The 24,155-nt window shown below is 64.3% G+C and carries 18 protein-coding genes; 7 read left to right on the top strand and 11 right to left on the bottom strand.

Features of this window, described 5'->3' with window-relative positions; translation table 11 throughout:
• Nucleotides 1-12: 12 nt before the first annotated feature.
• The 8 genes from carB to HPY67_02525 all read right to left on the bottom strand — a co-directional run bounded on the left by carB (nucleotide 13) and on the right by HPY67_02525 (nucleotide 13,224).
• Entirely contained in the window at nucleotides 13-3,249 is a 3,237-nt protein-coding gene (gene carB / locus HPY67_02560) for a carbamoyl-phosphate synthase large subunit (GenBank protein NPV03595.1), read from the bottom strand.
• Entirely contained in the window at nucleotides 3,242-4,387 is a 1,146-nt protein-coding gene (gene carA / locus HPY67_02555; GenBank protein ID NPV03594.1) for a glutamine-hydrolyzing carbamoyl-phosphate synthase small subunit, read from the bottom strand. The genes carB and carA overlap by 8 nt, the downstream gene beginning before the upstream one ends.
• A gap of 64 nt (nucleotides 4,388-4,451) precedes the next feature.
• A complete protein-coding gene (locus HPY67_02550) occupies nucleotides 4,452-5,783 on the bottom strand; it encodes a glutamine synthetase (GenBank protein ID NPV03593.1) in 1,332 nt (443 codons plus the stop codon).
• 145 nt (nucleotides 5,784-5,928) lie between these two features.
• The gene (locus HPY67_02545) at nucleotides 5,929-8,340 is read right to left on the bottom strand and encodes an FAD-dependent oxidoreductase (GenBank protein ID NPV03592.1); all 2,412 of its coding nucleotides are present in this window, start codon (nucleotides 8,338-8,340) and stop codon (nucleotides 5,929-5,931) included.
• Complete coding sequence (locus HPY67_02540; GenBank protein NPV03591.1) at nucleotides 8,330-9,964, bottom strand: 4Fe-4S binding protein; 1,635 nt, start codon at nucleotides 9,962-9,964, stop codon at nucleotides 8,330-8,332. Before HPY67_02540 ends, HPY67_02545 begins: the two co-directional genes overlap by 11 nt.
• On the bottom strand, nucleotides 9,928-11,058 hold the full coding sequence (locus tag HPY67_02535; protein ID NPV03590.1) for a glutamate synthase: 1,131 nt from the start codon (nucleotides 11,056-11,058) through the stop codon (nucleotides 9,928-9,930). The genes HPY67_02540 and HPY67_02535 overlap by 37 nt, the downstream gene beginning before the upstream one ends.
• 134 nt (nucleotides 11,059-11,192) lie before the next feature.
• Nucleotides 11,193-11,402 carry a hypothetical protein gene (locus HPY67_02530; GenBank protein ID NPV03589.1) on the bottom strand — a complete coding sequence of 70 codons (210 nt, stop codon included), beginning with the start codon at nucleotides 11,400-11,402 and terminating at the stop codon, nucleotides 11,193-11,195.
• 298 nt (nucleotides 11,403-11,700) lie between these two features.
• Nucleotides 11,701-13,224 carry a sigma 54-interacting transcriptional regulator gene (locus tag HPY67_02525; GenBank protein NPV03588.1) on the bottom strand — a complete coding sequence of 508 codons (1,524 nt, stop codon included), beginning with the start codon at nucleotides 13,222-13,224 and terminating at the stop codon, nucleotides 11,701-11,703.
• Nucleotides 13,225-13,636: 412 nt separating this feature from the next.
• Here HPY67_02525 and HPY67_02520 point away from each other — a divergent pair, with 412 nt between their 5' ends.
• From HPY67_02520 to HPY67_02500, 5 genes are all read left to right on the top strand, one after another.
• A complete protein-coding gene (locus tag HPY67_02520; GenBank protein NPV03587.1) occupies nucleotides 13,637-14,251 on the top strand; it encodes a sigma-70 family RNA polymerase sigma factor in 615 nt (204 codons plus the stop codon).
• A complete protein-coding gene (locus HPY67_02515) occupies nucleotides 14,242-15,279 on the top strand; it encodes a DUF2275 domain-containing protein (GenBank protein ID NPV03586.1) in 1,038 nt (345 codons plus the stop codon). The genes HPY67_02520 and HPY67_02515 overlap by 10 nt, the downstream gene beginning before the upstream one ends.
• A 768-nt stretch (nucleotides 15,280-16,047) precedes the next feature.
• A complete protein-coding gene (locus tag HPY67_02510) occupies nucleotides 16,048-16,497 on the top strand; it encodes a histidine kinase (GenBank protein NPV03585.1) in 450 nt (149 codons plus the stop codon).
• 125 nt (nucleotides 16,498-16,622) lie between these two features.
• Nucleotides 16,623-16,943, top strand: coding sequence for a hypothetical protein (locus tag HPY67_02505; protein ID NPV03584.1), 321 nt, complete (start codon nucleotides 16,623-16,625; stop codon nucleotides 16,941-16,943).
• Nucleotides 16,940-17,056: a hypothetical protein gene (locus HPY67_02500; protein ID NPV03583.1), complete on the top strand. Its 117-nt coding sequence runs from the start codon at nucleotides 16,940-16,942 to the stop codon at nucleotides 17,054-17,056. The genes HPY67_02505 and HPY67_02500 overlap by 4 nt, the downstream gene beginning before the upstream one ends.
• Before the next feature lie 295 nt (nucleotides 17,057-17,351).
• Here the strand turns inward: HPY67_02500 and bamE are convergent, their stop codons facing one another.
• Nucleotides 17,352-18,170 (bottom strand): outer membrane protein assembly factor BamE, encoded by an 819-nt coding sequence (gene bamE, locus HPY67_02495; protein NPV03582.1) that lies wholly within the window; start codon nucleotides 18,168-18,170, stop codon nucleotides 17,352-17,354.
• Between the two features lie 312 nt (nucleotides 18,171-18,482).
• Here bamE and HPY67_02490 point away from each other — a divergent pair, with 312 nt between their 5' ends.
• Nucleotides 18,483-19,859 (top strand): hypothetical protein, encoded by a 1,377-nt coding sequence (locus HPY67_02490; protein ID NPV03581.1) that lies wholly within the window; start codon nucleotides 18,483-18,485, stop codon nucleotides 19,857-19,859.
• A gap of 261 nt (nucleotides 19,860-20,120) precedes the next feature.
• Here HPY67_02490 and HPY67_02485 read toward each other — a convergent pair whose 3' ends face one another.
• Together HPY67_02485 and mnmG are read right to left on the bottom strand one after the other, a co-directional pair.
• Nucleotides 20,121-20,966 carry a neutral zinc metallopeptidase gene (locus tag HPY67_02485; GenBank protein NPV03580.1) on the bottom strand — a complete coding sequence of 282 codons (846 nt, stop codon included), beginning with the start codon at nucleotides 20,964-20,966 and terminating at the stop codon, nucleotides 20,121-20,123.
• Between the two features lie 13 nt (nucleotides 20,967-20,979).
• A complete protein-coding gene (gene mnmG / locus HPY67_02480) occupies nucleotides 20,980-22,863 on the bottom strand; it encodes a tRNA uridine-5-carboxymethylaminomethyl(34) synthesis enzyme MnmG (GenBank protein ID NPV03579.1) in 1,884 nt (627 codons plus the stop codon).
• 286 nt (nucleotides 22,864-23,149) lie between these two features.
• On the opposite strand from mnmG, the gene HPY67_02475 reads away from it, so the two are divergent.
• Nucleotides 23,150-24,085, top strand: coding sequence for a TIGR01212 family radical SAM protein (locus HPY67_02475; GenBank protein NPV03578.1), 936 nt, complete (start codon nucleotides 23,150-23,152; stop codon nucleotides 24,083-24,085).
• Nucleotides 24,086-24,155: the final 70 nt, after the last annotated feature.

The following is a 24,155-nucleotide window of genomic DNA, read 5'->3' as shown; positions in this document are numbered from 1 at the left end:
AGGCTTCCCTTGTCACTTCCTGCCTTTTGCCTTGCGCCTCGAGCCTGTTTGATAATACTCCTGCAGCGGGCAGACCTGCCATTCTTCCTTCTGCAGCGCCCCGATGGCCTCGCAGACGGCCCTGGCGCCGGCTATGGTCGTCGTGTAGGGGATGTTGTACGTGAGGGCCCCTCGGCGGATGTGGTAGGCGTCCATGGAGGACCGGCGGCCGATGCCGGTGTTGATGACGAGATGGATGTCCCCGTTCTTGATGAAGTCGACGACGTGCGGGCGGCCCTCGCTCACCTTGCAGATCGCCTCGGAGGCGATTCCCCTTGCCTTAAGATAGGCAGCCGTGCCCCGCGTGGCAAGGACCCGGAAGCCCATTTCTTTGAGGTCCCGTGCGATGGGGACCATCCTGTCCTTGTGCACGTCGTGGACGCTGATGAAGACCGTCCCCTTCCGGGGCAGGCTGAAGCCGGCGGCTATCTGGGACTTGGCGAAGGCGATCCCGAAGGAGCGGTCGATGCCCATGACCTCGCCCGTTGACTTCATCTCGGGGCCCAGGATGATGTCGGCGTTGGGGAAGCGGTTGAAGGGGAACACGGATTCCTTCACGGAGATGTGCTTCGGCACGACCTTCTTCGTGAAGCCCAGCTCCCGGAGGGATTTCCCGAGCATGACCTTCGTGGCCAGCTTCGCCAGGGGCACGCCGATGGCCTTCGACACGAAGGGGACCGTCCGGGAGGCGCGGGGGTTGACCTCGAGGCAGTACAGGACGCCGTCCTTGACGGCGTACTGGATGTTCATGAGGCCCACGACGCCGAGCTCACGGGCCAGCATCCGCGTCTGCTTCTCGATGGACTTCAGCAGATCCTCGGAGAAGGAGAACGGCGGCAGCACGCAGGCGCTGTCGCCCGAGTGGATGCCCGCCTCCTCGATGTGCTCCATGATGCCGCCGATGACGGTGTCCTTGCCGTCGCTGATGGCGTCCACGTCGAGCTCCACGGCGTCCTCGAGAAACTTGTCGATGAGGATGGGGTGCTCCGGCGAGATCAGAAGGGCCCGCTCCATGTACTGGCGCAGGGTCGCCGCGTCGTAGACGATCTCCATGGCCCGGCCGCCCAGGACGTAGGAGGGCCGGACGAGAACGGGGTAGCCGATCCGCTCGGCCGCCTGCAGCGCCGCCTCGACGTCCGTCACCGTGTCGTTGTCGGGCTGGTTGAGCTTGAGCTTGCGGACGATGTCGCCGAAACGCTCCCGGTCCTCGGCGCGGTCGATGGCCTCCGAGGAGGTGCCCAGGATGGGCACGCCCGCCTCGGCCAGCCCGCGGGCCAGGTTCAGGGGCGTCTGCCCGCCGAACTGGACGATCACGCCGATGGGATTCTCCTTCCGGACGATGTGCAGGACGTCCTCCAGGGTCAGGGGCTCGAAGTAGAGCTTGTCGGAGGTGTCGTAGTCCGTCGAGACCGTCTCGGGGTTGGAGTTGACCATGATGCTCTCGTAGCCCTCCTCGCGCAGGGCGAAGGAGGCGTGGACGCAGCAGTAGTCGAACTCGATGCCCTGGCCGATCCGGTTGGGGCCGCCGCCCAGGATGACGACCTTCTTCCTGTCCGAGGGCCTCGACTCGTCCTCGGTCTCGTAGGTGGAGTAGTAGTAGGGCGTGAAGGCCTCGAACTCGGCGGCGCAGGTGTCGACGAGCTTGTAGACGGGTGTCACCTTCGCCCTGGCCCTGAGGTCACGGATCTCCCGCTCCGTCCGGTTCCAGAGCTGCGCCAGGTAGCGGTCGGAGAACCCGAGCGCCTTGGCCTCGCGCAGCACCTCGGCCGAGGGCGACAGGACGCGGAAGGCGTTCTCGGCCTCGACGATTTCCTTCAGGTGATGCAGGAACCAGGGGTCGATATACGTGTACCTCGCGATGTCCTCGATGGGCATGCCGCACTGGATGGCCGTGGCGATGTAGAACAGGCGCAGGGAGTTGGGCGTCGTGAGCTTGGGGATGAGGAACTCCTCGGCGCTCTCGATGTCGGGCGGCAGCTGCTGCAGCAGGCCGAAGCGGCCGATCTCGAGGGACCGGACGGCCTTCTGGAGGGACTCCTTGAACGTCCGTCCGATGGCCATGGTCTCGCCGACGGACTTCATGGACGTCGTGAGGAGGTCCTCCGTCTCGGGGAACTTCTCGAAGGTCCACCGCGGGATCTTCGTCACCACGTAGTCGATGGTGGGCTCGAAGGAGGCCATCGTCTCGCGGGTGATGTCGTTGGGGATCTCGTCGAGGGTGTAGCCCACGGCGAGCTTCGCCGCGATCTTGGCGATGGGGAAGCCCGTGGCCTTCGAGGCCAGGGCCGACGAGCGCGACACGCGGGGGTTCATCTCGACGACGACCATCTCGCCGGTTGCCGGGTTCACGGCGAACTGGACGTTGGAGCCCCCCGTCTCGACGCCGATTTCGCGCATGATGGCGATGGCGGCATTGCGCATGGCCTGGTATTCGGCGTCGGTGAGCGTCTGCGCGGGGGCCACCGTGATGGAGTCGCCCGTGTGCACGCCCATGGCGTCGAAGTTCTCGATGGAGCAGATGATGACGACGTTGTCCGCCCGGTCGCGCATGACCTCGAGCTCATACTCCTTCCACCCGAGCACGGACTCCTCGAGCATGATCTCGCCGATGAGGCTCGCGTCGAGACCCTGCTTGGCGATGTCGGCGAGGTCCTCGCGGTTGTAGGCCACCCCGCCGCCCGTGCCGCCGAGGGTGAAGGAGGGGCGGATGATGATGGGGAAGCCGATCTCGTCGGCCACCCTGTGGACGTCGGCCATGCTGCGCGCGAAGCCGCTTCGGGGCACCCGCAGGCCGATCCTCTCCATGGCGTCGCGGAATTTCTCGCGGTCCTCGGCCTTGTGGATGACCTCCAGGGAGGCGCCGATGAGCTCCACGCCGTACTTCTCCAGCACGCCGAGCCTTGCGACGCCCACAGCCGTGTTGAGGCCGGTCTGCCCGCCGAGGGTGGGCAGGATGGCGTCGGGCCGTTCCTTCTCGATGATCTTCGCCACGGCCTCGGGGGTGATGGGCTCCACGTAGGTGCGGTCGGCCGTCTCGGGGTCCGTCATGATGGTCGCGGGGTTCGAGTTGATGAGGATGACCTCGTAGCCTTCCTCCTTGAGGGCCTTGCAGGCCTGGGTGCCCGAGTAGTCGAACTCGCAGGCCTGACTGATGATGATGGGCCCGGAGCCGATGATGAGGATTTTCTTGAGGTCCGTCCGCCTAGGCATCGCTGCGCTTCTCTCTGAGCATGAGTTCGGTGAATTCGGTGAAGAGGTACTCGGCGTCCTGAGGCCCGGGCGACGCCTCGGGGTGGTACTGGACGCTGAAGGCCTTTTTCTCCGGCACGAAGAGGCCCTCGAGGGTGCCGTCGTTGAGGTTCACGTGCGTCGTCACGACCCGGTTTCCGAGGGTTTCCGGCAGCACCGTGAAGCCGTGGTTCTGGGAGCTGATCTCGACCCGGTTGCGCGTGACGTTCTTGGCCGGCTGGTTGATGCCGTGGTGGCCGAACTTGAGCTTGGCCGTCTTGCCGCCGAGGGCCTGCCCGAGGATCTGGTGCCCGAGGCAGATGCCGAAGATGGGCGTCCGGCCCAGCAGTTCGCGCACCGTGTCGACGATGTAGGGCAGGGTGGCCGGGTCGCCGGGGCCGTTGCTCAACAGCACGCCGTCGGGCTCGTAGGCCCGGATCTCGGGGGCCGTCGCCCGGCAGGGGACGACGACGACCTCGCAGCTCCGCTTCTCGAGGTTGCGCAGGATGTTGTACTTCACGCCGCAGTCGATGACGACGACGCGCAGGCGCGACTTCGTCCTGTCCAGCTGCTCGATGGGACGGGGCCCGTTGTCTTTCCACAGGTAGGGCTTCTCGCACGTCACGAAGGGGATGAGATCCCGGCCCACGAGGCCCGGGTAGGCCCGGACACGGTCGAGCAGGAGCCCCGTGTCGTCGGTCTCCGTCGAGAGGATGCCCTTCATCGCGCCCGCCAGGCGGATCTTCCGCGTGAGGGCCCTCGTGTCGATGCCCTCGACGCCGAGCGTTTGATGTTCCTCGAGGAACTCCTTCAGGGTCATGCGGCTGCGCCAGTTGCTGGGGTGCGGCTGGTACTCCTTGACGATGAACCCCTCGAGGTGGATCTTCGAGGACTCCATGTCCTCGGGGTTGACCCCGTAGCTGCCGATGAGGGGATAGGTCATCGTCACGATCTGCTCCTTGTAGGAGGGATCCGTGAGGATTTCCTGGTAGCCCGTCATCCCCGTGTTGAAGACGACCTCGCCCATGGACTGCCCGGCGTGGGCGAAGGCGAATCCCCGGAAGACGCTCCCGTCTTCCAGGACGAGCAGGGCCCGAGGCTTCTTCTTCAGCAGGTGCATGGCGGTTCTCTCTAAAAAGGGATGTGAAAAAAGGGGCAGCCCGCCGGGCTGCCCCCTTTGCCGTTTACAGCATCGGCAGGTACCGGTTGATCTCGAAATCGGTGACGTGGGTGCGGAACATGTCCCACTCCCTCTTCTTGTTCTCGACGAACTTGCCGAAGATGTGGTCGCCCAGGACCTCGTTGACCAGCACGCTCTGCTTGGTCTCCTCGAGGGCCTCCCAGAGGCTGCCGGGCAGGGAGGTGATCCCGGCCTCGGCGCGGGCCTTCTCGTCCATCTCGAAGATGTCGTGCTCCACCGGCTCGGGCAGGGGATACTTGCCCTCGACGCCCTTGAGGCCCGCGCCCAGCATGACCGCGAAGGCCAGGTAGGGGTTGCAGGCCGGGTCCGGCGCGCGGTACTCGATGCGTGTCGCCTTTTCCTTGCCGGGCTTGTACATGGGCACGCGGATCATGGCCGAGCGGTTCCGCCGCGCCCAGGCGACGTAGACGGGCGCCTCGTAGCCGGGCACCAGCCGCTTGTAGGAGTTGACCCACTGGTTCGTGACGCACGTGATCTCGCGGGCGTGCCGCATAATCCCTGCGATGTAGTTCTTTGCGAACGGCGACAGGTGGTACGGGTCCTTGGCGTCGAAGAAGATGTTCTTGTTGCCCTTGAAGATGGACTGGTGAACGTGCATGCCGCTGCCGTTCTGGCCGAAGATCGGCTTGGGCATGAAGGTACAGTAGACGCCGTTCTGCCGGGCGATCTCCTTGGCGGCCACCCGGTAGGTCATGACCGTGTCGGCCATCTCGAGGGCTTCGAGGTAGCGGAGGTCGATCTCGTGCTGGCTCGGGGCCACCTCGTGGTGGCTGTACTCCACGCGGATGCCCATGCTCTGCAGGGCGAAGATCGTCTGACGGCGCAGGTCCGTGCCCCGGTCGACGGGGAGGCCGTCGAAGTAGCCGGCCTGGTCGAGGATCTCGGCCTCCGAGTCGTTGGCGAAGTAGAAGAACTCGAGCTCGGGGCCCACGTAGTAGGTGTAGCCCTGCTTGGCGATCTTGGCGAGGATCCGCTTGAGAGCGTACCGGGGGTCACCCATGTAGTTCGTCCCGTCGGGGTTCATGATGTCGCAGAACATCCGCGCCACGGGGCGGTCGCTGGGGCGCCAGGGGATGAGCTGGAACGTCTTGGGGTCCGGCAGGGCGATCATGTCGCTCTCCTCGATGCGGGCGAACCCCTCGATGGAGGAGCCGTCGAACCCCATGCCCTCCGCAAGGCCCTCCTCGAGTTCCGAAGGGGTCACGCTGAAGGACTTGAGCTTCCCGAGGACGTCGGTGAACCAGAACTGAATGAAGCTGACATTTTTCTCCTTGACGAACTTCTGCACATCCTTTGCGTCTCTCATGCTGATCATGGGGGGCCTCCTTGGAAAAGTTGTTGATAGCCGCTTCATTCATTCCGGCTGCAATCGACACCCGTACCGGAGTGAAGAATTCTGACAGAGACCGCCGAAAAATCAAGTCTTTTGTGCCGGGCGAATGAAGGCCGCCTCTTGTCCGCTACACCGTTCCGCCTGCGCTCTCCAGCGGGACGTTCTCCACGAGCTGCCAGATCCCGCAGGGGCAGGCCCCGGCGCAGAACCCGCAGCCGATGCACCGGTCGGGGTCAACGACGTACTCGTAGGCGCCGCCGCCCAGGTCCCTGCGCGAGATGGCGTTCTGGGGGCAGACCGTGACGCAGACCGAGCAGTCCCTGCAGGAGCCGCAGGAGGCGCACTCGCCGGCGCACTCGTCCGTGTCGCCGAACCCCTTCACGCGCGGGTCGTAGTACTCGAGCTTGATCCGGGCCGCGGGGATGGCCGGGAGCGTATCCAGTGCGGGCTCGCGGCCGCTCAGGAGGGCGTCGATCGCCTCGGCGGCCCTGCGTCCGGCGCCGATGGCCTCCGTCAGGAGCCCCAGCTTCACCGTGTCGCCCACGGCAAAGACCTTGGGGTCGCTCGTCTGGAAGCGTTCGTTGACGACGATGAACCCCCTCTCCGTCGCGATCCCCCGGGGGAGGAACCCGAGGTCGGGCTGGTCGCCGATGGCCACGATGACCGTGTCGGCCGGCAGCGCGTCGCCCCGCGTGAGCTCCACGCCCTCGGCGGTGATCGCCCGCGTCGCGACGGGCCAGAGGAACTTCGCCCCCGCCGCCTCGGCGTGCTGCCGCTCCTTGCCGAAGGAGGCCGGTTCCTGGATGTCGATGAGGGTGATCTCCTCGGCGCCGAGCCGGGCCGCCTCGGAGGCGGCATCGCAGCCGACGTTGCCCGCGCCGATGACGACGACGCGCTTGCCGACGCTGACCCGATTCGCCTTGGCGTCCCGCAGGAAGTCGAGGGCCGGCAGGGCCCGCTCGATCCCGGGGATCGGCAGCATGCGGGGCTTCTGGGCCCCCGTGGCGATGACGACATAGTCGTACTCGTCCCGGAGCTTCGTGAACTCCTCCCGGGTCATCTCCGCCTTGAGGCGGACCTCGGGGATGAGGCCCTTCACCCGCTCGATCTCGCGGCGGACGATCTCGTCGGGGATGCGCAGGCTGGGGATCGAGCTCGTGATCTTGCCTCCCAGCTCCTCGCCGCGGTCGTAGACGACGGGGCGGTGCCCCCTGAGGTAGAGCTGCCAGGCGATGGAGAGGCCCGCGGGGCCGCCGCCGACGATCGCAACCCGGTAGCCCGTGGGCGGCGCAGGCTCGGGCGGCCGGGCCTGGAGGCTCGCCTTGCCCAGGACGGTGATGTCCACGGGCGCGAGGCCTGCGGACCGGCGCGTGCAGTGCTGCATGCAGACGTTGGGGCAGAGGTATCCGCAGACCGTGACGGGGAAGGGTGTGTAGGCCAGGGCCATGTCCACGGCCTCGTCGACGAGGCCCTTGCGCACCATCTCCCACCGCTTCTGCACGGGGATCCCCGTGGGGCAGCTCGCCTGGCAGGGGGGCAGGAACTTCAGGTTCTCCCAGACGGGCACGTAGCGCCGCAGGATGCCCGTCGTGATGACCGGGACCGGGCTGCGGTCCAGGTCGGTCAGGTCGCCGATGAGGCCGCCCTTTCCGAGTTCCTGGTCCCAGACGAAGCGGCGGAAATCGGCCATCGTGCGGACGGCCTTGATGCCCTTTTCGCCGGGCCGGCGGGCCACGATGAGCTTCCAGGCCTCGCGGTCGGCCAGCAGCTCCTCCTGGAGGCCGCCGCGGCCGATTGCGCGGAGGAACTCCTTCAGGCCGGCGCAGAGCCAGTTCCACTCCTCGTCGCCGATCTCGGCAAGCCGGGCGTCCTCCTCGCTGAACCCCTTGTGGGGGCCGCGGAAGAAGATCCGGCCGCCCACCATGCCCACGCAGGGCCGGTGACCGAGGACGTTGTCCGGGTGGTGCGCCTCGTGGCCGCAGATGACGGCGGTGCCGCCCGCCATGAACTCGGCGAAGGAGTCGCCGACGCCCCCGAGCACCCACAGCTCCGGCGGGGCGAACCGCGGGTTGTGCTTCGTCATCGTCATGCCGCGTGCGCCGATGTCGCCTGCGATGTAGATCTTGCCCTGCGCCATGGCGTTGCCCACGCCGTTGGACGCCTGGCCGTGGACCACGATCCGGGCCCCGGCGTTGAGCCATCCCACGTCGTCCGAGGCGGGGCCCATCACCTCGATGCGGGTGTTGGGAAAGCCCATGGAGCCCACGCGCTGGCCTGGGGAGCCGGTGATCCGGACCTCGACGGGATCGCTACCGGCCTTCCAGAGCCGGCCCCCGATGCCGTGCTGGCCGTAGGCCTGCACCTCGATGCGGCGATGGCCCTCCGTCACGGCCTGCTGCAGGCGCTCCTCGAGGACGCGCGACTCCACGCGCTGACCGCTCTCGACCCCGTGGATCACCACGGTGGCCCGGGCGGCGTCCTGTTTCTTTCTCGGTGCGGTTTTTGCGATTGCCACGTCAGTCACCCTTCTAGACGACATACTGGATCTGGAGCCTCTCCGCGGCGCTGCGGTCGGCAATGCCGAGAGCATCGGACATCCCGATGGGCAGGGACGTCGACCGGCCCAGGGGTGCCACGATCTTCCGGAGCTCCGTGTCGAAGCTCAGGTAGACGTCCACCAGGCGCTGGGCGACGTGCTCCGGGTCGAGGCGCCTATAGAGACGGGGGTCCTGGGACGTGATCCCCTTGGGGCACTGGCCGATGTTGCAGATATTGCAGCGGTCGCTCTCCGAGCCGAGGCATCCCGCCGCGGCCTGCATGATGTACTTGCCGACCTGCACGCCGCTGGCGCCCAGCATGATGAGCGCCGCCGCGTTGGCCGTGAGATTGCCGTTCTTCCCGATGCCCCCGCCCGCGAAGAGGGGTATCTCGTTCTGCTTGCCGACCTTGACGAGGGTCAGGTAGGCGTCGCGGATGTTGCTCGCGATGGGGTGTCCCATGTGATCCATCGAGACGCTGTAGGCCGCCCCGGTGCCCCCGTCCTCGCCGTCGATCGCAAGCCCGGCGGCGATGGGGTTGCGGGCCAGGTTGTTCAGGACGGCGAGCGCCGTGCTGGTCCCCGAGATCTTCGGGTACACCGGAACACGGAACCCCCAGGCCATGTACATGGACTGAATCATCTTCGCGACGGACTCCTCGATGGAGTACTTCGTCTGGTGCGTGGGGGGGCTCGGCAGGCTCACGCCGGGGGGCACGCCGCGGACCTGCGCGATGAGGCTGTTGACCTTGTACCACATCAGCAGCCCCCCGTCGCCGGGCTTGGCCCCCTGGCCGTACTTGATCTCCACGGCGCAGGGGTCCTCCTTCATCTCGGGCAGGGCACGGATGATCTCGTCCCAGCCGAAGTAGCCGCTGGCGATCTGGAGGATCACGTATTTCAGGAATCGCGACCGCAGCAGGCGCGGCGGGCAGCCGCCCTCGCCGGTGCACATCCGCACGGGCATGCCCAGCTCCTCGTTGAGGTAGGCCACACCCATCTGCAGCCCCTCCCACATGGTGGGGGAGAGCGCGCCGAAGGACATGCTGCCGATGATCAGCGGGTAGATCTCCCGCACGGGCGGGATCCACCCGTTCTCGCGGCTGAACTTCAGGGCCTCCTCGGGGGGCAGGATCCGCCCGAGCAGCGTCCGCAGCTCGAACTCGTGCCGGCCCGCGTCCAGGGCGGGGTCGGTCAGCATGGAGATGCGGATGAACTTGATCTGGTCGAGGAGGCTGCCCGGGGCATTGCGGCGGCCGCCGCGGCGCCGGGGGACCCCACCGCTGTTGATGTGAAAACGCTGCTTGTCGACGTCCTCGTTGAGCACGGGGACAATCGCGTCATTGGGGCAGACCAGGCTGCACATGGCGCAGCCGACGCAGGCGAAGGCCGCGTCCGTCCGCTGGTCGATGCCGTGGTAGACGGTGAAGGCGGTTGAGGGCGTGTCCTTGATCCCCAGGGGCACGGTGACGAGCCGCTTGCGGTGGACGCCGAGCTCGATGGCTTGCACGGGGCAGACCGCCGTGCAGCGCCCGCAGAGGGTGCACTTTTCCCTGTCCCAGAGGATCCGCCAGTGCAGGTCCTTCGTGCTCAGTGTGGAGGGGTGAAGGGTTCCCATTGATTCCATGTCTTGATCTCCCTGCGGTTGCTGTCCACGTACGCGACGTCGTATTTCATGGGCTGGAAGTCCTTGCTGTGGTCCCGGTCGGGGATGGCGGCATCGAGGCCGCAGATCTCCGAGGACACGGCATACAGGCCGGGCTTGCCTCCGATGACCCCGGGGCGCAGCTTCTTGCTGTCCTGGACGATGAACATCGTCCGGTCCGGCGTGAACCCGATGACACAGTTGGGCCCGTCGATGATCAGCGGCCGGCAGGTGTGCTTCAGCAGCCTGAGCCGCGACGTCTCGGGGTGCCTCGCCAACTCGTCATCCTTGAGCGGCGTGATGATGTGCTTGTAGGCCTCGAGCCCCATGCCCAGCGTGTAGAGCGTGTAGTGGAGGATGTGGGTGAAGACCTCCGAATCCGACTGGTACCCGATATAGCCGGGGAACTGTCTCGACATGAGGAACTCGCGGATGGGGACGAAGGCCGTGTTCTCCCCGTTGGTCATCGTGGCCACGCCCTGGACGAAGAAGGGGTGGCAGGCGTAGAGGGTGATGGCGTAGTTCGTGTTCTGGCGTCCCTGCGCGAGCATGCTGCGGGCCAGGATGTTCCGGTCGCCGAGGTCGAGGTAGTCGGCAATCGCCATGGGGTCGCCGATCTCCTTGAGCATGATCGTGTCGGGCCAGAAGCTGAAGACCATCATCGACCCGTCCTCGAGACCCATCTGGCGTAGGGTGACGCGGGTGAGCATGAGACGGAACCGGACCTCGGCCTTGGGGAGATACTTCCACTCATCCGGGTAGTCGTAGACGCTGATCAGGTACACGTCCCGCCGGGGTGTCCCTGCCGGGGCCGGCTTCGACGGGCGGATCGTCCGCTCGAACTTCGGCCTGAACCCGCGGGCGAGCATGTAGTCGTCGAGCTTCTTCATTCCCGCGTTGCTGAAGATCCCGCAGAGCGTCGGATAGTCCTTGTAGGGCTCGAAATCGCCCGCCAGGTCTGTCAAGTAGAGGCCGACACCCGAGCCGTCGTGCCCTTCCTTCATGACGTTGAGCGCCTCGAGGGCGACCATCGGGGAGAGGGGGGCCTGGCTCGTGATCGCAAAGAGTCTGCACATGATGCTGCCTATCCTTTTCCAGAGCGTTGATCCGCGGTCAGAGGCGGACCACCGTTGTGAATCTGGAACAAATTTGTACTACGCCGATCGTGATGAACGAAATTGTGATCACCTGCGGCGCTGCCGGACTTCAGTCAATTCCCCATCCTGAACCGGCGGGGATCGATCCCGTACTTGTGGATCTTGTAGTGGATCACCCGCTTGGATGTCCCCAGCAGTTTGGCCGCCTGGCTCTGATTTCCCTGCGTGCTCACGAGGGCGTCGATGATGAGGGCCCTCTCGTAGGCATTCATGAGACTCGCCAGGGAAGACACCGTCCTGTTTTCCATGGACTGCGCTTTCATGATTTTCCACCCCGTCCGTTCATTCTGGAGAGATTGTCCGATGACATGCGGATTGACAAGAAGCGTGCCATACCCCGAAACGGGAAATCCTCCCGGTGGCGGCAAGGTGCGTGAATATGCCAACAGTTTGAAAATAAAAGAAAATATCTAATTCCGGGCACCGGGTGCGCTGCACGGCGGCGGAGCTGACGCGTCTCTGAAGAAGGGGAGGATATGTAAAAAAGGAACAGAATTGTTCCAAATGGGGACGTTTCGAAAAAAACACGTCCCGAAACGCTCTTCCGGCCTCCCGCCCGTCTCAGGCGATCCGCTTGACCTTGAAGCGCTTCGGGTCGATCCCGTACTTCGCGATCTTGTACTGGATGATCCGTTTCGTCGTGGCGAGCAGTTTGGCCGCGCGGGTCTGGTTGCCGCGCGCGTCCTTCAGGGCGTCGATGATCAGGGATCTCTCGTAGGCGTTGACGAGGGTCTCGAGCTTGCCCCGCTCCTTTCTGGCGGCCTCCTTGGACTTCATCTGGAGAGAGGGGGGCAGGTGCACGCTCTCGATGGAATCCCCAGTCGCGAGGATCACGGCCCTCTCGATGCAGTTCTCGAGCTCGCGCACATTGCCCGGCCAGTGGTAGGCCAACAGCATGTCGAGGGCCGGCGTGGAGATGCGCTTCACACGCTTGCCGAGCATCTTCGCGTACTTCACGATGAAGTGGTCCGTCAGCAGGATGATGTCGCTGCCGCGCTCGCGCAGGGTCGGCATGTAAATGGGAAAGACGTTGAGGCGGTAGAACAGATCGGCCCGGAAGCGGCCCTCGGCCACGTCCTGCTCGAGGTTTCGGTTCGTCGCTGCGATGACGCGGACATTCACCGTCACCGTGCGCGAGGAGCCGAGGGGCTGGAGCTGCTTTTCCTGGAGAACGCGCAGCACCTTCGCCTGGGCTGTCTGCGAGAGCTCCCCGATCTCGTCGAGGAAGATCGTCCCGCCGTGGGCCTCCTCGAAGAGCCCCCGCCGGCGCTGGATGGCCCCGGTGAAGGCGCCCTTCTCGTGACCAAAGAGTTCGCTTTCCACGAGGGTGTCGGGCATGGCGGCACAGTTGACCTGGATGAAGGGACCGCCCTTGCGGGGGCTGTTGGCGTGGATCGCCCGGGCGACGAGTTCCTTTCCCGTGCCGGTTTCGCCGTTGATCAGGACCGTCGTGTTCGAGTCCGCCACCTGGGAGATCAGGCTCAGAACGTCGAGCATCGGCTTCGAGTTCCCGATGATGTCCGTGGAGACGGCACGCGTGTTGCTGAGCATCTTCCGCAGCCGGCGGTTTTCCTCCTCCAGTCCCAGGCCGTGGACCGCCTTGCCGATCAGCTCCGCCACGGCCGACAGGATGGCCACCTCCTCCTCCAGGTCGGTGACCTTGTGGGTGAGCTTGTCGGCCGAGAGCACCCCGACCACCTTGCCGTCGTAGAGGATGGGCACGCAGAGGAAGGCCAGCTGGGTGCGGTCGAGGTTCTTCCGCGCCCCCGTTCGGTCCAGGAAGAGATTCTCCTTGCCCAGGTTGGCGATCGCCATGGGCCGGCCGGTCTGGGCCACCTTGCCCGTGATGCCCTCCCCAGGCTTGTAGCGGATATCGAGACCCTCGATGTCCACGCCGTGGGCCACTTCCAGCCAGGCCTCCTGTGTGGTCTGGTCCAGGATCGAGATCATCCCGCGCTCCATGCCGAGACGCTTGCTCAGCTCGTGCATGGTCTTCTCGAGATGGTCGCGGAGTTCGCCCGGCTGGGTGAGAATCCTTGCGATCTTGTGGAGGGCGGCCAGCTCCTCGTAGTTGAAACGGCTCATGTCCGGTCCTTCCGGGGTCGATGATTACGCGGTTGTACCTATATCGAAAAATGGCACAAAAAACAAGGGATTCTGATATCGGTGAACAATTATGTGACGGACGGCAATGGAGTATTGGCCGGAGGGTCCCGGGTGTCCGGATGAAAGGGGATCGATTCCAAGCCAACGGTAAAAAGCGGGAACTTTTCGGGTGCCCCGCTTGTCTAAAAACGAAGAGACGGGACCCGCTGGGGCGGCCAGTGAAGCCGCCGGTTCGACTGCTGACTCCCGTCGTCATGCTCGTCCCGATGCCGTTTGCAAAATCGGCCCGTGCGGGCGCCGAGGCATCGGACGGCAGGGAACATTTCCTCTTGACAACGTTATCCCGGTGACGGGAAATCAGGGGACGAAAACAATCGAGATGCCTGATCCCGTGACAGATGCGCTGAACCGGATGACCGATGATGAGGATGCCGCCGCCGTCCTTCGCTGCCGGAAGGGTGACGCGGATGCCTTTGAGGTGCTCGTCGAGAGGCACCAGAGGCGGATGCTCAACGTCGCCTACCGCATGACGGGGGATTACGACGAGGCCTGCGACGTCGTGCAGGAGGCCTTTCTTTCGGCCTGGCGCGCGATCCGGTCCTTCCGCGGCGAGGCGAAATTCTCCACCTGGCTCTACGGGATCGTCGTGAACCACGCCCGGACCCGCCTGAAGAAGGCGCAGGCCCTGTCGCGGCATGAGAGAACGTCGATCGACGACCCTGCCGGGCCGGAAGGGGAGGGCCCGCGGAGGGGGGCGCCAGACTGCGGGGAGAGTGCGGACGAACGCCTCGAGAAAAAGGAGATCGAGGCACGGGTGCAGAAATGCATCGAAGAGCTGGATGCGGAGCACCGGGAGGTCATCATCCTGAGAGATATCCAGGGCTTTACATACGAGGAGATCGGCTGCATGCTGAACCTGCCGGAAGGGACCGTGAAATCGAGGCTCTTCAGGGCCCGGGCCGCCCTGAAGAACTGCCTCGTCAGGGTGTTGGGTGAATGGCCATGACGTGCGAGGAACTCGAGCCCATGATTGCCGGCCTGATCGACGGCTCTCTTGCCGAAGGCGAGAGGGGGCGGGTCGAGGCCCACCTGCAGTCGTGCGGGGACTGCCGCAGGACGCTTGCGGAACTCAAGGCCTCCGATGCGCTGGTGAAGGGACTGGGGGAGGTGGAACCGCCGCCCTGGCTCAAGGCACGGGTCATGGCCAGGGTGCGGCAAGAGGCGGAGGAGAAGGGGGGCTTTTGGCGAAAGCTGTTCTACCCGCTTCACATCAAGGTGCCCATCCAGGCCCTGGCCACGGTTCTCATCGCGGTCGTTGCGTGGAATGTGTACAGGTCGGGTGAGACCGATTTCAAGCAGGCCGTGCCTCCGCCGGTCGCGGTGCAGGAAGCCCCGAAGGCTGGGGCCCCGCAGGCAACGGCACCCGCCGCTGACGGCGCGGAAAGACACGAGTTTCCAGAGATACGGGAGAAGAAGGCCTTCGCGCCGCCGCCCGCGGCGGTCGAGGATCGCGGGGGGCGGGCAGCGTTGAAGCCCGATGCCGCGGGACATGCGGAAACCCCGGGGGCGCGGCGGTCTGCGGCTGCGGCACCGAAGGATGCGGAGGTCTTGAAACGCACGGGCGCGGCCGTACAGCATGGTTCGGATTCTTCCGCAGTGGTTCCGGACGGCGGGCAGAGGCAGAAGGCCGCGAAGTCCCCGCCGGGCACAGCTGCCCGTGAGGCACCGCCCGCCGCGGAACCCATGGTGTCCGCTGCCGTTTCGCCCAGGCCCGATCTGGACATCACGCTTCGCGCGCAGGACCCGCTGTCCGCAGCCTCCGAGATCGAAGAGCTGTTGAGGAACATCGGGGCCCAATCCATCGAGCGAAAGACCCGGGACGGACGGGTGACGCTGACGGCCCGGATCAGGCAGGAGGATCTGGAGGCCCTTCGGGGAAGAATGAACTCCCTGGGTCCGGTCCGGGAAAGTGTTCAGGTTGCCCCCCGGACGGGGGCCCTGCTGGTGATCCGGATGGAAATCCGGTCCGAGTAGTCATCATTCCCGCAGGTCTGTTTCCCGAAATCCCTGGACGCCGCCGCGTCCACGACGTCGGCGGCGAGCCTGAAAGCCGTTTGCATCGCATCGAGCGTTTTCGGGGTACCGGAACGTGGTCCCCGCCGGGTCTCTTCTGGTCTGGAATTTGCGTCCGGCTACAAAGGGATTTTTTGCATTTTTTTCTCAAATCCAGCGATAACCCGCGTCATCGCGGTGAGCCGAAGCCCCGGGCGCAGTGCTGGGGGCAGCGTGGCGATCTTGCTTTTTCATGAGATTGCCGTGCATCCTGTGGGTGCTCGCAATGACCCGTTCCAGAGGCGTTTCAGAGTCCTATTGCTGGATTCGGGTATTTCTTTCCTGCGGGAGAGTCGAAGGATCGGGAGTTCGCAACTCCTCTCGATAGCCAGCCGCCGGACACGGCCGCAGCAGGCAGGGGACAGCCGGGGTCTTCCCACTCTGCCCGGCGGACAGTTTCGCGGGTCGCGAAACTTCCGACATCGTCCTGTCTCCGTGCAGTTTCCGGAAGCATCCGGTAGAGAGTTCGCTGCTTCGGGTCGCCGTGCCGGCATCGCGAGGGGCCTGTCCCGGTCCAGGCGGGAGCCTGCGCGGGTGAGACCTGACGGTCGGAATGATTTCCGCTGCAGGCGTCGGTCATGGGGAAACGGGGATTCAAACCACGCAAACAGTAAGCATTTGAAAGAGACCGCAGGGATTGTCAGGGGAAAGAAACCAAACCAGATGACAGAGAACAGGAGGAAAGAGAAGATGAAGAAAGCATGGATCGGGCTGCTGATCATCGCGCTGACCGCAGGATTCGCCTTTGCGCAGGCAAAGGGGACGCCGAAGGAGGCCCAGGCAATGCTTGCCAAGGCCGTGGAGTACTACAAGGCAAACGGGCAGGAAAAGGCCTTCGCGGCATTTGACGACCCGAAAGGAAAGTTCGTGGATCGGGACCTCTACATCTACGTGAGCGACCTCAACGCGAAGATCCTCTCCCATGGGGCGAACAAGGCCCTCATCGGCAAGACGCTCATCGATCTCAAGGACTCGGACGGCAAGCTGTTCATGAAGGAACTGGTGGACAAGGCGAAGACCTCGCCCAGCGGCACGGTCGACTACAAATGGACAAACCCGCAGAGCAAGAAGGTCGAGGCCAAGCAGGTGTTCTACCAGAGGGTGGGTGACGTGGTCCTCGCCTGCGGGGCCTACAAGTAAGTCACGCGATTTCAGGGGGCCGGACGGGGCGAGACCCGTCCGGCCCTTGCATCAAAAAAGGCGGACGGGACGATGAAAAAGACACTTCGCAACCTGACGCTGGCCAAAAACTCCTGATCGGCCCCGTGGCGGTCTCCCTGTTCCCGCGGCTCCCGGCGGCAGGCACCGATCACGGCATGACGAGCCACAGGGCGGCCATGGACGACATCTGCAACAACCGCTTCCAGGGATACCGGGACAGCTCGGAGATCAGCCGGACGATCGCCAACGTCCACGCCAACCTCTGCAAGGTGGTCAGCTGGGCGGGCGCAAACTACGAGGCCTCCGTCCGCGAATCAAACAGGCCGATGAGCGCCGTTGCCGTCAACCCGATCACGGCCCGGCTGATCACGAAGCCGGTGAAGGGGTCGGTTGAGGTCATCAAGAAGGTTGCCGGGGGGATTTGACCCGGGACATCCAGGTGCTCTCCCGTCACGAGATCGGGGAGCTGGCCGAGTCGGTCAACGCGATGCGCAAGACCATGGGCGAGGCCGTGGGGCAGAGGGTCCATCCCAAATGATTTGATCGCACAGGCCCCTATCCCGAGACCGTCATCCCTATGCAGGAACCACGGCAGTTCTGAAACGGTGGGCCCGCAGGGTTTCTCAAACGAAAGAGGCGAATCCCGAACCGACGGACGATCGGGGATTCACCGTTTCCGGCCTGATTTGTCGCCAGGCCGCTCCGGAAAGATCGTTTCATTCCTTCCCGTGATGCGGAGAGCGGGAATCTGCTTCCTGGCCGGTGAGGACGATCGGCCATCGTGGAGGGCAGGGCGGCTCGGCTCTGCCTTCAGTCATTTCGTGCCTTCTCCTTTACGGACATCGGGCAGGCCCTTCAACGGCAAACTTGGTGTTGCCGAAGTAATAACAGCCCTGGCCGCACGTGCGGTAGGGGTATTCCGTCGGCGTTCCGTCGGAACTGATCGTGGTCAGCGTTCCCTGCTGCGTGTTGCCGACGACCCGCCACGTTCCCTGACCCTTTCGCTGGCTTGCCGACCCCCATGCCCCAGCCGTGCCTGCCCCTCCGGAGTATCCGGACTCCGAGCCGCTGTAATACCTTCCATCGGGGCAGAGCACCACGCGCCGCTCCGTGCCCCCGCTGTATCCAACACCTGCACTGCTGTAGCTGTAATACGTCGCGGACATCTGTCTCATGAGACTTGCATCCGAAGGCCCGGCAGCCGTGGCGGCACCCCGCGAGCCTTGCGCCTTTGCTGTGCCGGGGTCACTTCCGGCTGTTCCGAGCATGGCTGCCCATTTCTGCTGACTGGTCTGAAATTCCTTCTCGTTTGCCGACCAGGAAATCAGCGTCTTTTTCCTGGCATCGAACACCATGTCGTAGGGGACCCATCCTTTCCAGTATTCGTGAAGATTCCAGCGGACGATGTGCTGCCCCTTGACGGTTTTCGAAGACTCCGGCTTCCCAAGGAGCGACTCGACTTGCTCGTATGTCATGCCGGGTTTGAGTTGAGCCGTCTTCTCGGCCGTTCCCAACCCTGTGCTCTCCCCCAAGGTCGCGCACCCCGACAGCAGCATGATCGCGCCGACGGCAAGCAGCGGGATTTCCCGCCTATGACCTCGCATGTCGACCCTCATCACGATGCCCATGAAGAACCGGGTAATCGATTTCATTTCTCCCCCCTTTTTTCTGCAAAAGAAATGAATGGTCTCTTGCCTGACGGGATGACCTGACCATGCGGGTGCTGATCCCTTCCCTGTGTTCATTTCCTATCTATGAGGAAAAGAATGATTTTTGTCAAATCCCATGCGGCCTCTCTTTCCGCGGTCTCCTGTTCTCAGCTTTTGACGTCTGTGCTATATAGAGTACGAAACCGCTGCGCGATACACACGAATGTGGATGGTTGTGTCATGCAAGTCAGATCACGGTTTTTTCCGCGGCTATTGTTTGCCCTTTGCCTGATGTGCCTTGCGGGATGCGCCTCCATGGCCGAACGAGGCCTCCTCCGCGATGTTGAGGCCCGAAAGGCGCCGGCCGTAAGCCTCGGGCCGGAGTTTACTCTGCACGACAAAGTGAACCTCCGCTATAACTCTCGATTCAAAGCCATTCTTACCGGGGACGGCCATGGCCACGTCTTCGTGATCGACGAGCTAAGGGCCGTTCACCACTTCGAGATCGCCGGCAATGAAGTTCTGCTCCGCGAAACCCTCGGCGCCATGAGCCGTGATGAGTATTTCTTCGGCAGGATAGATGCGGTTGAATATCCGAAAGGTGCTCTGCGCGTTGTTGCCGGAGACAAAATGTTCATTCGTTCCGGCCAGGGCGGGTGGACGGAAATCAAGGGGAATCGATGCGAGCGGTTCATACCCGTCGGCGATGACCTGCTTTGCACATTCATCGCCAAGGGGGAAGATCTCGGAGCACCCAAGAGGAGAGATTGGCTGGTCGGCTGGTTCATCCTGGTCCCGGTCATCCTCTGGTCTGATGTTCGAGCAGACAAGCTCGTGATCGCAAGGGAATCCAGGGACGGCTGGACTGTCGTGGCCGTTTTCGACGCGGAGTCGGCGTTCAGCGCCCGATCGGATTACGTGCTGGGTGCAGACAGGCGAGGGTTGCAGTTCCTGTATCGCTCCTCGGGCGGGAGTTACGCTTTCTTTGCGGGCGGAGGTGCGGGCGGAGCGGGGATTGGGGGAACCGGCCTTTCCGATCAGCAGGTTTCGTATGCCCGCGTCGAGTATGAGAGGCTGTTTGAGCGTCCATCCGGTTCTGACACCGAAACGAAAGACCGCTCAGCCGGCTGGCTTCGAGTCACGGGGAAACCTCTGCCTCCCCCACCCTTTACCCGCATGAACGATTCCAACTTGTTCAGGGAAGGAAAACTGGACCGGTGTTTCACCGTCAATGGCGTGTCCGGCGAGATAGAAGGCCTGCTCTGGGTTTATCAAATCAGCCTGAATGACGGTCTAAAAAAAATAGACGGGAGCGGATTTGAACACCCCTGGGTGGAGATCAGGGTCAACGCAGATCGCTGGGCTCCCCATTTCGAGATTGTGGCAGCGGACGATCTGCCGGAACCGGGTTATAAGTGGAGCAACGATACAAACGCGCTCATCAGGAGCGATGTTCGGGGGAACGATCACGTGCTGCTGGTGAGATCGAAACCCGGCTTCTGGACGGCCAGCTTCGAGAATTGCTATTTTGTCAAGACAGCCGCAGGCTGGTCAGCCCCGGTTGTCCTGGGGGCCCATGTTCGGCCGGGTTTCCCCCGGGATCTTGCCCTCGATGACAAGGGAAACGCATTTGCGGTGTGGATCGACCAAACCGATGCCGTAAAGGGCAGGTGGATTTCGATTCAGCATTAGACGCTTTGGACAAGGGTCATGAACACTTGCCGCACCGCCTGGGCAAACACGCCCGGTGGCGCGAGGCGCGTATCGGGCGCATAATCATTCAGATGGACACCCCGGACATTTCCGGAGTGCCGTGCGTGGTTCTTCAGAGCGAGAAACGGGCGACGCCTGCCGCGTCGCCCGTTTTCGTGAACAGGCAGATCGATGACTCGCCAACTGTTCGTGAAGGCGTACATCCTCCCCTGCCTGTGTCACGAGATCCATGCCTGCGCCTCACAGGGTCGGGGCCCGGAACGTGTCGCACTGGTTCGGGTCGCCCGTCTCGAACCCCCGCCTGAACCACCGCACCCGCTGCTCCGACGTCCCGTGGGTGAAGGCGTCGGGCACGACGGTGCCGCGGGTCTGCTTCATGATGCGGTCGTCTCCGATGGCGCTCGCGGCCCGGAGGGCCTCCTCGAGATCGCCCGGCTCGAGGATTCGCCGGAACCGGTCGGCGTGGTGTGCCCAGACGCCCGCGAAGCAGTCGGCCTGCAGCTCCATCCGCACGGAGAGGCGGTTGGCCTCAGCCCGGCTGACGCGCTGCATCGTTCCCTGGGCCTTTTCGGTGATCCCCAGCAGGTTCTGGACGTGGTGCCCGACCTCATGGGCGATGACGTAGGCCTGGGCGAAATCGCCGGGGGCCTTGAACCGGTTCTTCAGATCCTCGTAAAACGAAAAGTCGATGTAGACCCTGTGATCCTGCGGGCAGTAGAAAGGGCCCATCGCCGCCTGGGCGAACCCGCAGGCGGACTGGACGGCGCCGGTGAAGAGAACGAGCTTTGGTTCCCGGTAGGTCCTGCCCGACTGGCGGAACACGCTGTGCCAGGTCTTCTCCGTGTCGGCGAGCACGACGGAGACGAACTGCGCCATCTCGTCCTGCCCCGCGGGCCGCTGCTGCGTGACGGCGGGGGGACCGCTGTCGGGCACGGACTGGAGGATCACCGACGGGTCGATGCCGAAATAGAGGGCCACGATGATCAGGATCACGGTGCCGATCCCGCCCCCCACCATGCCCCTCGAGACGGGCATCCCCCTGCGGTCTTCCACGTTGTCGCTTTGGTCTTGGTCTTTCCACCGCATGATGTCCCTCCTTTCATGAGCCGGCGGCCGCCGATTCCATCTCCTTCTTCTTGAGGTAAACCAGGATGGCCGCCAGGGCCGCCTGGGTCATGCCGGGGATCCGCTGCGCCTGCCCGAAGGAGGCCGGCCGCACCGCGTCGAGCTTGCACTTGAGCTCGTTCGAGAGGCTCGGGATCGCGAAGTAGTCGATGCCGCCGGGGATCTTCCTGCGCTCCATCTCGCGGAATTTCTCGACCGCCTCGTTCTGCCTGCTGATGTACTCCTCGTAGCGGGCCTCGATCTCGACCTGCCTCTTCACCGGTTCCTCCACGGCCGGCAGTTCGGCGTCGAAGGCCGCGAGATCGTCGTAGCCCATGTCGGGACGCTTGAGAAGGTTGAACAGCGACAAGGGCTTGCGGATGGGCAGCGAGCCGCGCTCCGCCAGGATGCGGTTCGTCTCGGCCGAGGGGTAGACCGTCCGGGACGCAAGGTACCGGATCGTGCTGCCGATGCGGGCGACGCGGCCCTGCAGGTCCCGGTAGTGCTCGTCCGGGACGAGACCCAGCGCGTGACCCTTCCCCATGAGGCGGATCGTCGCATTGTCCTCCCGGAGCAGGAGGCGGTATTCCGCCCGGGAGGTGAACATCCGGTAGGGCTCGTCGACGCCGCGCGTCACGAGGTCGTCGACCATGACGGCCATGTACGCCTCGGAGCGCTCCAGGATGAAGGGCGGCCGCCCCTGGACCTGCAGGGCCGCGTTGATCCCCGCCCAGAGTCCTTGGGCGGCGGCCTCCTCGTACCCCGAGGTGCCGTTGATCTGCCCCGCGAGAAAGAGCCCCGCGACGCGCTTGGTCTCCAGGGTCTGCCTGAGCTCCGTCGGCTGGACGTAGTCGTACTCAATGGCGTAGGCCGGTCGCATGATCTCGGCCTTCTCGAGGCCGGGGACGCTGTGGACGATCTGCTCCTGCAGCTCCAGGGGGAGGCAGTTGCCGAGGCCCTTGGCGTAGATCTCTTCCGTGTCGAGCCCCTCGAACTCCAGCGTGACGGGGTGGCGGCCCCGGTCGGCAAACCGCATCACCTTGTCCTCGAGAGAGGGGCAGTAGCGCGCGCTCACCCCCGTGATGACGCCCGAGTAAAGGGGCGAGAGATGGATGTTCTCCCGCAGGAGCCGGTGCGTCTGCTCCGTCGTGTGGGAGAAGTAGGAAGGCAGGCGCTCTTCCCGGAGCCGCTCCGTCGTGTACGAGAAGGGCTGGGGCGAGGGGTCGCTGTCCTGGCGCTCGAGGCGGCTGAAGTCGATCGTGGAGGCCTTCAGGCGCGGCGGGGTGCCCGTCTTCATGCGTCCCATCACGAAGCCGAGGCCGCGCAGCGACTCGGCGAGGCCGACGGAGGCGATCTCGCCGGCGCGGCCCGCGGGGGTCCGGAAGGTCCCGATGTGGATGAGGCCGTTGAGGAACGTGCCCGTGGTGATGACGACGGCCCGGGCAGGGTAGAGGAACCCCGTGCTGTCGATCACGCCCGCGACCCGATCCCCGTCGACGGCGATGCGCTCCACGAGGGCCTGTCGGAGGTGGAGCCCCTTCTGCCGCTCCACGACGGCCTTCATCGCGAGGCGGTAGAGCTGCTTGTCGCACTGGACGCGGGAGGACTGCACGGCGGGGCCCTTCGAGGCGTTCAGCAGGCGGAAGTGAACGGCCGTCCGGTCGGCGATCTTGCCCATCTCGCCCCCGAGGGCGTCGATCTCCTTGACGAGCTGGCCCTTGGCGAGCCCGCCGATGGCGGGGTTGCAGGACATGAGCGCGACGGAGTCGAGGTTGATGTTGAACAGGAGGGTCTCGCAGCCCATGCGCGCGGCCGCGAGGGCCGCCTCGCACCCCGCGTGCCCGCCGCCGACAACGATGACGTCGTAGTGCTTTGCCATATCCGCGTGACTTGTCTATCGCGTGAGCGGAATTCTGGACGGCGGAGTTTGACGCGTTTTAGGGTACCGCTCTCCGGGGCCCCAGCGCTGCACTCGGGGTAAACTCCACGTCAGCAGCGTAATCTGTTTGAGTCCGAAGGGCGAGTTTTTGCGTCTGCAGTGAAAACCGTCAATTCGCTGGAAGAATCCCGCTCACGTGAGATAGAGCCGTGGCATGTGATATGTTTCTTGCCTTTACAGGGACTATTTAATAACATCCCTTCAAAAAAACAATAGAATTCCCTTTATGTCCCGGCCTGATCTCCCGAAGAGCAGGAAGCGTTACCACGATTTCAAGAGCTTTCTCGCCGATCGCTTCGGCTGCAGGGTCTACAAGCTGCAGATCGACGCGGGCTTCACCTGCCCCAACCGGGACGGGAAGGTCGCCGTGGGCGGCTGCGCATACTGCGACGGGCGGGGGTCGGGTCTGCGGCAGAAGGGGCCGCTGCCATCCGTGTCGGAGCAGATCGCGGCAGGGAAGGCCCTTTACCGGAATCTTCGGGGCGCGGCGAAGTTCATTGCCTATTTCCAGACCTTCACGAACACCTACGCTCCCGTCGAGCGACTGCGGGCGCTCTACGACGAGGCCTTGGCACAGCCCGACATCGTCGGGCTCTCCGTCGGAACGAGACCGGACTGCGTGGACGACGATGTCCTGAGCCTGCTCGAGGGATACGCGAAACGTTCGCACGTCTGGGTCGAGTACGGTCTGCAGTCCATACACGACCGGACGCTGGAGCGCATCAACCGGGGCCATGACGCGGCGGCCTTCATCGAGGCCGTTCGCAAGACGGCGGGCAGGGGTATCTTCATCTGCGCGCACATCATCCTGGGGCTGCCGGGCGAGATGCGGACCGACATGCTGGAGACGGCAAAGGCCGTTGCGGCCCTCCCCGTGGACGGCATCAAGATCCACTCCCTGCTGGCACTCCGGGGCACGGAAGTGGGGCGGCTCTGCGAGGAGGGGAAGATTTCCCTGATGTCGCAGGAGGACTACGTGTCGGCGGTCTGCGATGTGCTGGAGGTCCTGCCCCCCTCGGTGGTCGTTCAGCGTCTCACGGCGGAGGGCTACCGCGACATCTGCCTGGGCCCCGACTGGGCGCAGAACAAGCTCAAGGTGCTCAATGCGATTGACAGGGAGATGGAAAAAAGGAATACGTGGCAGGGTGCCCGCTTTGCATGAAGGGATAAGTTCAAAGGGGTCAGACCATTGAGCTGACACTCGTGAGCAGGATTCTTCCTGCGAATAGACG

Source organism: Syntrophaceae bacterium, from assembly GCA_013177795.1.
Lineage (GTDB): Bacteria > Desulfobacterota > Syntrophia > Syntrophales > UBA2192 > UBA2192.
Note: the sequence above shows the minus strand (reverse complement) of the source record. Positions and strands in the feature narration are given on the sequence as shown.